The organism is Mesorhizobium sp. B2-8-3, assembly GCF_006440815.1.
GTDB lineage: Bacteria > Pseudomonadota > Alphaproteobacteria > Rhizobiales > Rhizobiaceae > Mesorhizobium.
Window position 1 is genome coordinate 41050 of record NZ_VFTW01000018.1, and the last position, 13715, is coordinate 54764.

At 64.4% G+C, this 13715-nt stretch carries 10 protein-coding genes; 3 read left to right on the forward strand and 7 right to left on the reverse strand.

Going from position 1 to position 13715, the window contains the following annotated elements; genetic code table 11:
• Nucleotides 1-3: 3 nt before the first annotated feature.
• The 7 genes from glgA to FJ418_RS22820 form a co-directional block, all read right to left on the reverse strand.
• Entirely contained in the window at nucleotides 4-1449 is a 1446-nt protein-coding gene (gene glgA, locus FJ418_RS22790; protein ID WP_140705425.1) for a glycogen synthase GlgA, read from the reverse strand.
• A 151-nt stretch (nucleotides 1450-1600) separates the two neighbouring features.
• Complete coding sequence (glgC, locus tag FJ418_RS22795; RefSeq protein WP_140643409.1) at nucleotides 1601-2869, reverse strand: glucose-1-phosphate adenylyltransferase; 1269 nt, start codon at nucleotides 2867-2869, stop codon at nucleotides 1601-1603.
• A gap of 63 nt (nucleotides 2870-2932) precedes the next feature.
• Nucleotides 2933-5146, reverse strand: a complete 2214-nt coding sequence (gene glgB, locus FJ418_RS22800; protein ID WP_140869446.1) for a 1,4-alpha-glucan branching protein GlgB — start codon at nucleotides 5144-5146, stop codon at nucleotides 2933-2935.
• Between the two features lie 119 nt (nucleotides 5147-5265).
• On the reverse strand, nucleotides 5266-7716 hold the full coding sequence (locus FJ418_RS22805) for a glycogen/starch/alpha-glucan phosphorylase (RefSeq protein ID WP_140869449.1): 2451 nt from the start codon (nucleotides 7714-7716) through the stop codon (nucleotides 5266-5268).
• Between the two features lie 145 nt (nucleotides 7717-7861).
• Nucleotides 7862-8659 carry an ATP-binding cassette domain-containing protein gene (locus tag FJ418_RS22810; RefSeq protein ID WP_140643403.1) on the reverse strand — a complete coding sequence of 266 codons (798 nt, stop codon included), beginning with the start codon at nucleotides 8657-8659 and terminating at the stop codon, nucleotides 7862-7864.
• A complete protein-coding gene (locus FJ418_RS22815; RefSeq protein WP_140657070.1) occupies nucleotides 8656-9732 on the reverse strand; it encodes an ABC transporter permease in 1077 nt (358 codons plus the stop codon). Before FJ418_RS22815 ends, FJ418_RS22810 begins: the two co-directional genes overlap by 4 nt.
• A 96-nt stretch (nucleotides 9733-9828) precedes the next feature.
• Nucleotides 9829-10857, reverse strand: coding sequence for a sugar ABC transporter substrate-binding protein (locus FJ418_RS22820; RefSeq protein ID WP_140643399.1), 1029 nt, complete (start codon nucleotides 10855-10857; stop codon nucleotides 9829-9831).
• Between the two features lie 210 nt (nucleotides 10858-11067).
• Here FJ418_RS22820 and FJ418_RS22825 point away from each other — a divergent pair, with 210 nt between their 5' ends.
• From FJ418_RS22825 to FJ418_RS22835, 3 genes are read left to right on the forward strand one after another with little or no spacing between them, the layout of a single operon-like run.
• Nucleotides 11068-12291, forward strand: coding sequence for an ROK family transcriptional regulator (locus tag FJ418_RS22825; RefSeq protein ID WP_140869453.1), 1224 nt, complete (start codon nucleotides 11068-11070; stop codon nucleotides 12289-12291).
• 1 nt (nucleotide 12292) lies between these two features.
• A complete protein-coding gene (locus FJ418_RS22830; protein ID WP_140869456.1) occupies nucleotides 12293-12739 on the forward strand; it encodes an RbsD/FucU domain-containing protein in 447 nt (148 codons plus the stop codon).
• Nucleotides 12736-13659, forward strand: coding sequence for a carbohydrate kinase (locus tag FJ418_RS22835; RefSeq protein WP_140869459.1), 924 nt, complete (start codon nucleotides 12736-12738; stop codon nucleotides 13657-13659). The genes FJ418_RS22830 and FJ418_RS22835 overlap by 4 nt, the downstream gene beginning before the upstream one ends.
• Nucleotides 13660-13715 lie beyond the last annotated feature (56 nt).

The following is a 13715-nucleotide window of genomic DNA, read 5'->3' on the forward strand; positions in this document are numbered from 1 at the left end:
GCCTCAGGCAGCCCTTTTCGAAAGCAGCAAGCGATAGAGTTCGACGTATTTTTCGGCGCTCTTGTCCCAGGAGACATCGGCCTTCATGCCCTGGCGCTGGATCGAGGCCCAGGTCGCCGGCCGCGCATGTTGCTCGACCAGCCGCTGGATGGCATGCACCATCGCGCCGCCATTGTTGGGCGCGAACTGGAAGCCGGTGGCGACGCCTGCCGACAAGGCGGCTTCATTGGCGTCGATGATGGTGTCGGCCAAACCACCGGTACGGGCGACGACCGGCACACAGCCATAGCGCAGGCCATAGAGCTGGGTCAGGCCGCAGGGCTCGAAGCGGGACGGAATGATGATGGCATCGCAGCCGCCCTGCATGACGTGCGAAAGGCCTTCATCGTAACCGACGACGACGCCGACGCGGCCGCGATGACGGGCGGCGGCAGCAAGCAGCGTGCCTTCGAGACCGGCGTCACCAGAGCCCAGAATGGCGAGGCGCGCGCCGGCGGCGACGATGCCGTCGACGACCGCGGCCAGGATGTCCATGCCCTTCTGCCAGGTCAGCCGGCTGACGACGCAGACGATCGGGCTGCCGTCCGCCTCTAGGTTGAAGCGCTCTTCGACCGCCTTGCGGTTCTTGGCCCGCGCAGCAAGCGTCTCGGCCGAATAATTGGCCACCAGATGCTTGTCGGTCTCGGGATTCCAGATGTCGACGTCGATGCCGTTGACGATGCCGTAGAGATCGGTGGAGCGCATGTTGATCAGCCCGTCGAGACCCATGCCGAATTCCGGCGAGCGGATTTCCTGCGCATAGGTCGGGCTTACCGTGGTGATCGCCCAGGCGGCTTGCAGGCCGGCCTTGAGAAATCCGACGCCGCCATAATATTCGACGCCGTCGAGTTGCATAGCCACGGCCGGCAGGCCGAGCTCGCCGAAGATGCCGGCGCCGAACTGGCCCTGGAAAGCAAGATTGTGCACGGTGATCAGCGACGGCACGCCGACCGCCTTGCCGTATCGCATATAGGCAAGCGTCATCGCCGACTGCCAGTCGTGGGCATGAACGATGTCCGGCTGGTAGCCGGAGATCGCGCCGCCGGCAATGTCGCCGCCGACCTGGCTCAAGGCCGCGAAGCGGCGCCAATTGTCCGGCCAGTCGGCGCCGGAGGCGGTGCCGTAGGGGCCGCCCTGGCGATCGAAGAGATGCGGCGCGTCGAGCACGAAGAGATCGAGCTCGCCGATCTTGACGGCATGGACCGAAGCCTTGCCGCCTTGCAGCAGCGGGTACTGGTAAACGGCCTTCTTCTTGGCGAAGGCCGCCATCACGACAGGATAGCCGGGGACCAGCGTGCGCATCGCCACGCCCTTCCCGACCAGCGCGATCGGCAGGGCGCCGGTCACGTCGGCAAGCCCGCCGGTTTTGACCAGCGGAAAGATTTCGGGCGTAACCGACAGAACCTGCATGCGCTCCACATTCCGATCTCAACGTGACAGGTCAAAGTGACAATCTGTTGATCAAGTCATCAGCTTGCTGATCGACCCGACAGCTTGCTGATCGACCCTATCAGGTCGACAGCTGATCAACCTTATCAGGTTGACAGCTTGTTGATCGACCCTACGGGGTCGACAACTTGTTGATCATGTCCTGGGTGATCAGGCAGATGCCCTTCTCCGACACGCGAAAACGCTTGGCGTCCAGCGCCGGATCCTCGCCGACCACCAGCCCCTCGGGGATCTGCACGCCATGGTCGATGACGACGCGCTTGAGGCGCGCCTTACGCCCAACAGTAACGTCGGGCAGCATCACCACTTCCTCGAGCTTGGAATAGGAATTGATGCGGGCGCCGGTGAAGATAAGGCTGCGGCGCAGCGATGCGCCGGAGACGATGCAGTCGCCCGACACCAGCGAGGAGATCGCCTCGCCGCGGCGCCCGTCCTCGTCATGCACAAACTTTGCCGGCGGCTTCAATTCGGCATAGGTCCAGATCGGCCAGTCGCGATCGTAGAGGTCGAGCTCGGGCGTGACGTCGGTGAGGTCGATATTGGCCTCCCAATAGGCGTCCACCGTGCCGACGTCGCGCCAGTAGGGCTCGGACTCGTGCGAGGAACGCACGCAGGATTTGGCGAAACGGTGGGCGATCGCCTTACCATGCTGGACGATGTAAGGGATGATGTCCTTGCCAAAGTCGCGGCTGGAGCCGGGCTCGGCCGCGTCGCGGCGGAGCTGTTCCATCAGGAACTTGGTCTTGAAGACATAGATGCCCATCGAGGCCAGGGCGAATTCCGGCTTGTCCGGAATGCCCGGCGGATCGGCCGGCTTTTCGACGAAAGCGATGATGTTGTCCTTCTTGTCGACATGCATGACGCCGAAGCCGGTCGCCTCCATGCGCGGCACTTCGAGGCAGCCGACGGTGACGTCGGCGCCGGCGTCGACATGCTGGCGCAGCATCAGCTCGTAATCCATCTTGTAGATGTGGTCGCCGGCGAGGATCACCATGTATTCGGGTCCGTAGGCCTCGATGATGTCGATGTTCTGGTAGACGGCGTCGGCCGTGCCTTCATACCACTGCGTTTCGGACACGCGCTGCGATGCCGGCAGGATGTCGAAGCTTTCGTTTCGCTCGGGCCGCAGGAAGTTCCAGCCGCGCTGCAGGTGGCGGATCAGCGAATGCGCCTTGTACTGGGTGGCGACGCCGAGGCGGCGGATGCCGGAGTTGAGCGCATTTGAGAGGGCGAAATCGATGATGCGCGTCTTGCCGCCGAAATAGACGGCGGGCTTGGCGCGCCGGTCGGTCAGCTCCCTGAGGCGGCTGCCGCGGCCGCCGGCCAGCACATAGGCCATGGCATCGCGCGCCAGCGGCTGGGTTCTTTTGATCTCTGCCATTTTGTTACCCTCCCAAACAAGCTGCCCGGACCGTTGCAAGAGCAGGATGAGACATCATCTGCTTCAATCCGCGACGAATTCCAGCATGATCGTCGACAGCGGCGGCAAGAGCATCGTCGCCGATATGCCTCCCCCTTCCCCGCTCGCCTCGACCACGCCGCGATTGCCCATGCCGGAGCCGCCATAGACCTCGGCGTCGGTATTGATGATTTCGCGCCATTTTCCCGCCTTCGGCAGCGGCACGCGATAGTTCTCGCGCGGCACCGGCGTGAAATTGGAGATGACGGCGATCGAATTGCCATCCGGCGCGCTGCGCAGCCAGGCGAAGACCGAATTGTCGCGGTCGTCGACGATCAGCCAGGAGAAGCCCTCCGGCTCGCAATCGCGCGCATGCAGCGCCGGGCGCGAACGGTAGAGGTAGTTCAAATCCCGCACCGCCTGCCAGACGCCGCGATGCGGCGCGAATTCGAGCAGGTCCCAGTCGAGCGCGCGTTCCTCGCTCCACTCGCGGCGCTGGGCGAATTCCTGGCCCATGAACAGGAGCTTCTTGCCGGGATAGCCCCACATGAAGGCGTAGTAGGCGCGCAGCGTGGCGAACTTCTGCCAGTCGTCGCCGGCCATCTTGTTGAGCAGCGTGCCTTTGCCGTGCACGACCTCGTCATGCGACAGCGGCAGGACGAAGTTTTCCGAGAAAGCGTAGACCAGGCCGAAGGTGATGTCGTTGTGATGGTGCTTGCGGAAGATCGGCTCCTTGGAGAGATACTCCAGCGTGTCGTGCATGAAGCCCATGTTCCATTTGAAGCCGAAGCCCAGGCCGCCTTCATGCACGGGACGCGACACTTTCGGCCATGAGGTCGATTCCTCGGCGATCGTCATCACGCCGGGGTGGTGGCCGTAAAGCTCCTTGTTCATCTTCTGCAGGAACGAGACGGCCTGCAGGTTCTCGCGCCCGCCCTTCTCGTTGGGGATCCACTCGCCGGCCTTGCGCGAATAATCGAGGTAGAGCATCGAGGCGACCGCGTCGACGCGCAGGCCGTCGACATGGTACTTCTCGGCCCAGAACAGCGCGTTGTTGACGAGGAACGACACCACCTCGCGGCGGCCGAAATTGTAGATGGCCGTGTTCCAGTCGGGATGGAAACCTTGGCGCGGATCGGCATGCTCGTAGAGCGCGGTGCCGTCGAACTTCACCAGCCCGTGCTCGTCGACAGGGAAATGCGCCGGCACCCAGTCGAGGATGACGCCGATGCCGGCGCGGTGCGCGCCGTCGACGAAGCGGGCGAAGCCGTCGGGGTCGCCGAAGCGAGCCGACGGCGCGTAAAGGCCGGTGGTCTGGTAGCCCCAGGACGGGTCGTAAGGGTGCTCCGAGATCGGCAGGAACTCGATATGGGTGAAGCCGGTGTCGACCACGTATGGGATGAGCCGCGCGGCCAGCTCGTCCCAGGACAGGAACGTGCCGTCGTCGCGGCGCTGCCAGGAACCGGCATGGACCTCGTAGATCGAGATCGCCTCGCGCCTGGGATCGGCCTTGCGCCAGTAGCCGCGATGCGCCTCGTCGCCCCACTGATGCGCGATCGGCGGCGCCGTCACCGAGGCGGTCGCCGGGCGCAGCTCCGACTCGAAGGCGAACGGATCGGCCTTGAGCGGCAGGCGCACGCCGTCGGGCGCGATGATCTCGAACTTGTAGGGCTGGCCCGCGCCGAGATCGGGAATGAACAACTCCCAGATGCCGGTGTCCTTGCGGTCGCGCATGGTGTGGCGGCGGCCATCCCAGTCGTTGAAGGCGCCGACCACGGAGACGCGCCTGGCATTGGGCGCCCAGACGGCGAAATGCACGCCGGTGGCGCCCTCGTGTTCGACGATGTGGGCGCCGAGCTTGTCGAACAGCCTGAGATGCGAGCCTTCGGCCATGTAATAGTCGTCCATCGGACCGAGCACCGGACCGAAGGAATAGGGATCGGTCAGCCACCAGTCGCCGCCGGCGTTGCTGGCGTGATAGCGCAGCGGCTGGCGCTTGCGGATCGAGACCTTGCCCTCGAAGAAGCCGGCGTCGTCGCGGCGGGAGAGCTCGCCGACCTCCTTGCCGGTCAGCGTATAGGCGGTGACGAATTCGGCGTTGGGCACGAAGCAGCGGGCGACGAAGCCTTTGCCGACTTCCTGCACGCCCAGGACCGAGAAAGGATCGCCATGCGTTCCGGCGACAATCGCCGCGACATCGCCGGCTGGCGCCAGTCCGTCCGGCCCGCTTGTCGCAGCGGTCGCGCGCGGCTTCCTCATCAGGCGGTGTTCCCTCCCCGGGAGCTATTTTGTTTTGTGCATGTCGTTGCCCCAAAACCGCAACGCACTTTTGGGCGACATGCACGACACCACATTGTTCGTGATCTCATGCAATCATATCAGACGGGTACGTTCCAGATTTCTTTCGCATATTGGCGGATCGTGCGATCGGACGAGAACCAGCCCATGCGGGCAACGTTTCGGATGGCGCGCGCGTTCCAATCGGGGCTGTCGCGCCAGACGCGGTCCACGTCGCGCTGGCAGGCGGCGTAGGAATCGAAGTCGGCCGCCACCATGAACCAGTCGCTGCTGTAGAGCCCGTTCATGAGGTCGCGGTAGCGATTGGGGTCATCGGGCGAGAAGACGCCGGACGAGATCGCCGCGACGGCCTGCGACAATTCAGGGGACGCCTCGATGATGCCGCGCGGGTTGTAGCCATTGTTGCGCCGATCGGCGACCTCGGCGGTGGTGAGGCCGAAGATGAAGATGTTGTCGTCGCCGACATGTTCCTTCATCTCGACATTGGCGCCGTCGAGCGTGCCGATGGTGAGCGCGCCGTTCATGCCGAACTTCATGTTGCCCGTGCCGGATGCTTCCATGCCGGCGGTCGAGATCTGCTCGGAGAGGTCGGCGGCGGGCATCAGCACTTCGGCCAGGCTGACATTGTAGTTCGGCACGAACACCACCTTGAGCAGGCCGCGCACCGACGGATCGCCGTTGATGACTTTCGCGACGTCGTTGGCCAGTTTGATGATCAGCTTGGCGTTATGGTAGCTCGGCGCCGCCTTGCCGCCGAAGATCTTGACGCGCGGCATCCAGTCCCGCTCGGGATGCGAGCGTATCTGGTCGTAGAGCGCGATCGCCTCGATGATGTTGAGGAGCTGGCGCTTGTATTCGTGGATGCGCTTGACCTGGATGTCGAACAACGCCGACGGGTCGAGCCGAACGCCGAGCCGATCGGCGATCAGGTTGGCGAGCTTCACCTTGTTCTGCCGCTTCACGGCGGCGAATTTCTCACGGAACGCCGCGTCGTCGGCGAGCGGATCGAGATCCTTGATCGCCTCGATGTCGTCCATGAAGCGGTCGCCGATCGCCTCGCGGGCAAGCGAGGTCAGGCCCGGATTGCACTGGATCAGCCAGCGCCTGGGCGTGATGCCGTTGGTCTTGTTGTTGATGCGGTCGGGATAGAGCTTGTGGAGATCGGCGAACACCGTCTCCTTCATCAGCTCGGTGTGCAGGGCCGAGACGCCGTTGATCGAATGCGAGCCGACGAAGGCCAGATTGCCCATGCGCACGCGGCGGTCGCCATTTTCCTGGATCAGCGAGATGCGGGCGATCTGATCGCCCGAGAACTGGTTGGTGGCGCGGGCCTCGAGCAGCACCTGCGCATTGATGGCATAGACGATCTGCATGTGGCGCGGCAGCAGACGTTCGAACAGCGGCACGGGCCAGCTTTCCAACGCCTCGGGCAACAGCGTGTGGTTGGTGTAGCCGAAGGTGCGCTTGGTGATGTCCCAGGCCTGGTCGAAGTCCATGCCGTGGACGTCCATCAGGAGCCGCATCAGCTCCGCCACGGCGACCGCGGGATGGGTGTCGTTCAAGTGGATCGCCGCCTTGTCGGGCAACGATTTCAGGTCGCCATACTGGCTGAGATGACGCTGCACGATGTCCTGCAGCGAGGCGGTGGAGAAGAAATACTCCTGCCGCAGTCTCAACTCCTGCCCTGCCATGTGGGAATCTGCCGGATAGAGCACGCGCGACAGCGCGTCGGCCTTGTTGCTTTCGGCCAGCGCGCCGATGTGGTCGCCGGCGTTGAACTTGTCGAGCAGGATCGGATCGATCGGCATGCCGGACCAAAGTCTCAGCGTGTTGACGCGCCTGGCGTGCCAGCCGGCGACGGGCGTGTCGTAGGCGACGGCCAGCACATGCTCGGTCGGCTTCCAGACGTGGCGTTCGAGCCGGCCGTCCTTGGAGGTGATCGATTCCACCGAGCCGCCGAAGCCGACCTCGAAGGAGCGCTCGCGCCGTTCGAACTCCCAGGGATTGCCGTGATCGAGCCAGGTCTCCGGCAGCTCGACCTGCCAGCCGCCGTGGATTTCCTGGCGGAACATGCCGTTGGCGTAGCGGATTCCGTAGCCATGGGCGGGGATATCGACGGTCGCCATGCTTTCCATGAAGCAGGCGGCGAGACGGCCGAGGCCGCCATTGCCGAGCGCGGCGTCCGGTTCGAGCCCCGCGATGAGGTCGAGGTCGACGCCGAGGGAGGACAGCGCCTCGCGCATGTTCTCCATCAGGCCGAGATTGGAGAAGGCGTCACGCATCAGGCGCCCGATCAGGAATTCCAGCGAAAGGTAATAGACGCGTTTTTCCTGCTGGTCATAGGCTTCCTTGGTTGCCTGCATCCAGTGGTCGACGATGCGGTCGCGGACGACCTTGATCGAAGCCGTCAACCAGTCATAGGGCGTGGCGACGGTTGTGTCCTTGCCGACCCGGTACTTGAGCGACATCAAGACCTCCTCAGCGAGGGTCTTGGGATCGGGATTGTCGAGAACAGGGGCTTCGATCGTCATGCGGATGTCATTTCGCCTCTCGTTCAACTGGCGTGATCATAACGGCTTGTATCGTTCCTCCCAGCCCATCCTAGTGCATTGCAACATATACTCAATCGATTTAGACGGCTGGCCAATGGTCGTGTGCCGGAACAAGACGGCCCAATCAGGCCGTCTCCAAAACTTCTGGCGGAGCCTTGGCGCCGGTCATGAAAGCGACAGCGTCGGACATTGTATATTGCTTCGGATCGATGACGGCGAGGCGACGGCCCAGGCGATGGATGTGGATGCGGTCGGCCACCTCGAAGACATGCGGCATGTTGTGCGAGATGAGCACGATCGGCAGGCCGCGCTTCTTGACGTCGAGCATCAGCTCCAGCACGCGGCGGCTTTCCTTGACGCCGAGCGCCGCGGTCGGCTCGTCCATGATGACGACGCGGCTGCCGAAGGCCGCGGCGCGGGCGACAGCGACACCCTGGCGCTGGCCGCCCGAGAGCGTTTCGACCGACTGGTTGATGTTCTGGATGGTCATCAGCCCAAGCTCGGACAGTTTCTCGCGGGCGATGCGCGCCATGGCCGAGCGGTCGAGCCTCCTCAGCCATTGCCCGGCAAAACCCGGCTTACGCAGCTCGCGGCCGAGGAACATGTTGTCGGCGATCGACAGCGCCGGCGACAAGGCCAGGTTCTGGTAGACGGTCTCGATGCCGGCCATGCGCGCCTCGATCGGCGAGCGGAAATGCACCGGCTGGCCGTTGAGCTCGATCGCGCCGGAGTCCGGGATGACCGCGCCGCACAGCGCCTTCACCAGCGTCGACTTGCCGGCGCCGTTGTCGCCGATGACGGCAAGGATCTCGCCCGGCATCAGGTCGAAATCGGCATTGTCGAGAGCGACCACCCTGCCGTAGCGCTTGTTGAGGCCTTTGGCCTGAAGAATGGGGACCTGATGAATCGACTGGGTGCTCATGCCGAAATCTTCCTGATCCACTGATCGATGGTGACGGCGAGAATGATGAGGATGCCGACGGTGAACTCCTGCCAGAGCGAGTCGACGCCGGCGAGCGCCAGGCCATTGCGGAAGACGCCGACGATCAGCGCGCCGAACAATGTCCCGACGATCGAGCCGCGCCCGCCGAACAGCGAGGTGCCGCCGATCACCACGGCGGTGATGGCATCGAGATTGGCGGTCTGGTTGCCGAGCGGGCTTGCGGCGCCGATGCGGCCGATAAGCGCCCAGGCGGCGACGGCGCAGATGAAGCCGGCCAGCGTGTAGACGGCAATGAACACGCCGCGGGTGTTGATGCCGGCGAGGCGTGCGGCTTCGTCGTCGTCACCGGTGGCGTAGACATGGCGGCCGAAGGCGGTGCGGTTCAACACATACCAGATGATCAGAGCCGTCAGGATCATGGCGATGGCGCCGTAGGTCAGCACCGCGCCGCCACCCAACCTGATCGTGTGGCCCAGCCACTGCAGCAGCGGTCCCGCCGCCTCGATGTCCTGGGCGCGCACGGTCTCGGAATGCGAGACGTAGATGACCATCGCGCCGTAGACGCTCCAGGTGCCGAGCGTGACGATGAAGGGCGGCAGCTTGATCACCGCCACCAGCACGCCGTTGATCAGGCCGCAGACAAGACCGGTGAGCAGGCCCAGCACGAAACTCAATTCGACCGGCACGCCATAGGTGACGGTCAGCCTGCCCATGACGATGGACGACAGCACCATCATGGCGCCGACCGAAAGATCGATGCCGGCGGTCAGGATGACCAGCGTCTGGGCGATGCCCAGAAAGGCGATGATGGTGACTTGTTGCAGCACCAGCGAAAGATTGAACGGCGCGAAAAAGCGCCCGCCCGCCGCGACCGAGAAGATCAAAACGCCGATGACCAGGACAATGAACGGGATGGCCGTGGGATATTCGTGCAGGAAGCGCTGCAGGGTTTTGACTAATGAACCCCGGTCCTCATCAAAACTCGCCACGGACTGGTCGTGGCCCTGAAGGCCGCGCTCGGCCGAGACCGAGCCGGTTGTGTCGTCGCTCATCTTTATCCCCTCCCAGGATCCCGTGCTTCGGGAAAGGGCGGCCGGAGCCGCCCTTTCAGTGAGTTTAGTCCGTTATTGCGGGTATTAGGAAGGGCATCAGCCCCAGCAAAGTTCCGCGCCCTTCTTGCTGTCGATCGACTCGACGCCGTTGACGGGCTTGTCGGTGATCAGCGTGGCGCCGGTGTCGAAGAACTCCTTACCGGGGGTCGGCTTCGGCTTTTCGCCGGTCTTGGCGAACTTCTCGATCGCTTCCATGGCCATGGCGGCCATCTTCAGCGGATATTGCTGCGAGGTCGCGCCGATGACGCCGGCCGCGACGTTCTTGACGCCCGGGCAACCGCCGTCGATCGAAACCACAAGGACCGAGCCGTCATCCTTGCCGGCCGCCTTGAGCGCCTGGTAACCACCGGCCGCCGCCGGCTCGTTGATCGTGTACATCACGCTCACGTCCGGGCACTTCTGCAGCAGCGTTTCCATGGCGGTGCGGCCGCCATCCTCGGCGCCGCCGGTCATCTCATGGCCGCAGATGCGCGCGTCGTCCTCGTCGCCGTATTTCTTCGGATCCTTGATGTCGATGCCGAAGCCCTTCATGAAGCCCTGATCGCGCAGATAGTCGACGGTCGGCTGGTTGGTGGCGAGATCGAGGAAGGCGATCTTGGCGCTGGAGGCCTTGTCGCCCAGCGTGCCCTTGGCCCACTCGCCGATCAGCTCACCGGCCTTGAAATTGTCGGTTGCGAAAGTGGCGTCCGCCGCGTCGATCGGATCGAGCGGCGTGTCGAGCACGATGACCAGCAGGCCCGCATCGCGCGCCTTCTTGATGGTCGGCACGATGGCGCTGGAATCGCTCGGCACGATGGCGAAGCCCTTGGCGCCGGCCGAGATCAGATTCTCGATGGCCGCGACCTGGCTGTCATTGTCGCCGTCGAACTTACCGGCAAAGGTCTGCAGCGTGAGGCCGAGCTCCTTGGCTTTGGCCTGCGCGCCTTCGCGCATCTTGACGAAGAACGGGTTGCCCTCGGTCTTGGTGATCAGGCCGACGATGTCGGCGGCATACGAGGCCGTGGCCATCGCGCCGTAAAAGGCAAGGCCGGCAACGGCCGCCTTCAGGATAGTCCATTTACGCATGATTTCCTCCCAGTGAACCACTCCGGCGCCGGCCAACCGGCGCCTGCGGAGCGCCCACCGAAGTTCTCCCAGTGTGGGCGCGATGTCAAAGAGACACCAGTCCGTAACGGCTGTCAATAATTAAATCACTCTTATTTATTATTGACACTCTTGCGCTGTTCACTCATTCTGAACGAAAAGCATCGAGGGGAAACAGACGGGAGGAACAGGGTGGAGACCGGCATTGCGAGGCACGGTTCGCCCGAGGCTTTGGAAAGCCGGCTGCATCGCGGCACCAACCAGAGCGGCATGCGCGACCACAATGAGCGGCTCGTGCTGTCCCTGGTGCGCCAGCATGGCAGCCTGGCCAAATCCGACATTGCGCGCATGACCGGGCTGTCTGCCCAGACAGTGTCGGTGATCATGCGCGAGCTCGAGGAAGACAAGCTGCTCGTGCGCCAGGCGCCGCTGCGCGGCAAGATCGGCCAACCTTCGATCCCGATGGCGCTCAATCCGGAAGGCGCCTTTTTCATCGGCCTCAAGATCGGCCGCCGCAGCGCCGAGCTCGTGCTGATAGACTTCCTCGGCAATGTGCGCGCGATGCTGCAGCATTCCTACCGCTATCCCGCACCGCGCGAGACCGTCGAGTTCGTCACCGCCGGCATCAAGACGATGCGCGGCGCGCTTACGCCGGCTCAGGACAAGCGCATCGCCGGGCTCGGCATCGCCATGCCGTTCGAGCTATGGAACTGGGTCGACACGGCCGGCGCGCCGCGCGAGATCATGGACGAATGGCGCCATCGCGACATCCGCGCCGACATCCAGGGGCAGTGCGAGTTTCCCGTCTACCTGCAGAACGACGCGACGTCGGCCTGTGGCGCGGAGCTCGTCTTCGGGCGCGCCGGCGCGGCGCGCGATTTCGTCTATTTCTATATCGGCGCCTTCGCCGGCGGCGGCATCGTGCTCAACGGCCGCCTCTACAGCGGGCCGAAAGGCAACGCCGGCGCGCTGGGCTCGATGCCGGTGCCGGGGCCGGACGGCAAGCCGACGCAGCTCATCGACGTCGCCTCGATCGCGATGCTGGAAAGGGCGCTCTCCGCCAAGGGCATCGACGGCTCCTATCTTTGGACCTCGCCGCAGGAATGGGGCGAGATCGGCGCCGATCTCGACGAGTGGATCGCCAGCGCCTCGCGGGCGCTCGCCTATGCCATTGTCGCTGCCTCGTCGGTCATCGATTTCGAAGCGGCGGTCATCGATGGCTGGATGCCGCTCGACGTGCGGCGCCGGCTGGTCGATGCCGTGACGGAAGCGATCGCCCGCATCGATGCCGAAGGACTGAAGCTGCCTGTCGTGCGCGAGGGAACGGTCGGCATCCACGCTCGCGCCATGGGCGGCGCCAGCCTGCCGCTCTCCGAGCGCTTCCTGATCGGGCCGAATACGTCCGGGGGCGCCTGACATGCTGATCGGCATCCCGCCGCTGCTCGGGCCCCAGTTCCTGGCGACGCTCAGGGCAATGGGCCATGGCGACGAGATCGCGATCGTCGACGGCAATTATCCGGCCGAGGAACAGGCGCGGCGGCTGATCCGCGCGGACGGCCACCACGTCATAGCCGTCCTCGACGCCGTGCTCAGCGTGCTGCCGGTGGACGAGGCGGTGCCGGAGGCTTTGTTCCGGGCCTCGGTGCAGGGCGACCCGGCGCTCGCCGACCCCGTGCATCGCGAGATGGAAGCGGTCTGCGCCATGCGCGCGCCGGGCCACAAGCTGGTTGCGCTGGCCGGGCCCGACTTCTATGCACGCGTCAAGGCCGCGCACGCGATCGTGGCGACCAGCGAACCCAGGCTCTTTGCCAACATTATCATCCGCAAGGGCGTGATCCATCCGCCGGAGACCAAGACGACATGATCCTTTGCTGTGGCGAAGCCCTGATCGACATGCTGCCGCGCACCACGACGGAAGGCGAAGCGGCGTTCGCGCCCTATGTCGGCGGCGCGGTGTTCAACTCGGCGATCGCGCTCGGCCGGCTCGGCGCCCCGGCAGGCTTCTTTTCCGGCCTCTCCTCCGACCTGTTCGGCGGCCAATTCCGCGACGCGCTCGGCGCCAGCAAGGTGAGTTCCACCTATGCGCACACCTCCCCTCGTCCGACCACGCTCGCCTTCGTGCGGCTCACCAACGGCCAGGCGACCTACACTTTCTATGACGAGAACACCGCCGGGCGCATGCTGACCATCGAGGACCTGCCGAAGCTCGGGGCCGAGATCGAGGCTATGCTGTTCGGCGCCATCAGCCTGATCTCTGAGCCGGCGGGCTCGGCCTACGAAGAATTCATGCGACGCGAGCACCAAAGCCGCGTCATGATGCTCGACCCCAACATCCGGCCGAACTTCATTCCGGACAAGGCCAAGCATCTTCGGCGCATCCGCGAGATGATGGCGATGGCCGACATCGTGAAATTGTCGGACGAGGACCTGAAATGGTTCGACGAGGCCGGCTCGCATGAGGATGTGGTGCGCAACTGGCTGGAGCGTGGGCCGCAGCTGATCGTCGTCACGCATGGCAGCGAAGGCGCCGTCGGCTACAGCAAGGCGCACAAGGTCACCGTCATGCCGCAGAAGGTGAAGGTCATCGATACGGTCGGCGCCGGCGACACGTTCAATGCGGGCATCCTGGCCTCCCTGCATGAGCAGGGCCTGCTCACCAAGGCGGCGATCGGCAGCCTCTCCGAGGACGCCATCCGCAAGGCGCTGGAACTAGGCGCCAAGGCCGCCGCTGTAACGGTTTCGCGAGCCGGCGCCAACCCGCCATGGCGGCACGAGATCGCCTGATCCAGCATGGGGACGGACGTGAGCCCGCCCTTCGCGGCCGATCACTTTATGTTTCC

Excerpts from the sequence above, each read along its gene's own strand:
- FJ418_RS22805 (WP_140869449.1), bottom strand. The coding sequence starts at position 7,716 with ATGACGATCGAAGCCCCTGTTCTCGACAATCCCGATCCCAAGACCCTC.
- FJ418_RS22830 (WP_140869456.1), top strand. The coding sequence starts at position 12,293 with ATGCTGATCGGCATCCCGCCGCTGCTCGGGCCCCAGTTCCTGGCGACG.
- FJ418_RS22810 (WP_140643403.1), bottom strand. The coding sequence starts at position 8,659 with ATGAGCACCCAGTCGATTCATCAGGTCCCCATTCTTCAGGCCAAAGGC.
- glgB (WP_140869446.1), bottom strand. The coding sequence starts at position 5,146 with ATGAGGAAGCCGCGCGCGACCGCTGCGACAAGCGGGCCGGACGGACTG.
- FJ418_RS22815 (WP_140657070.1), bottom strand. The coding sequence starts at position 9,732 with ATGAGCGACGACACAACCGGCTCGGTCTCGGCCGAGCGCGGCCTTCAG.
- FJ418_RS22835 (WP_140869459.1), top strand. The coding sequence starts at position 12,736 with ATGATCCTTTGCTGTGGCGAAGCCCTGATCGACATGCTGCCGCGCACC.
- FJ418_RS22820 (WP_140643399.1), bottom strand. The coding sequence starts at position 10,857 with ATGCGTAAATGGACTATCCTGAAGGCGGCCGTTGCCGGCCTTGCCTTT.
- glgA (WP_140705425.1), bottom strand. The coding sequence starts at position 1,449 with ATGCAGGTTCTGTCGGTTACGCCCGAAATCTTTCCGCTGGTCAAAACC.
- glgC (WP_140643409.1), bottom strand. The coding sequence starts at position 2,869 with ATGGCAGAGATCAAAAGAACCCAGCCGCTGGCGCGCGATGCCATGGCC.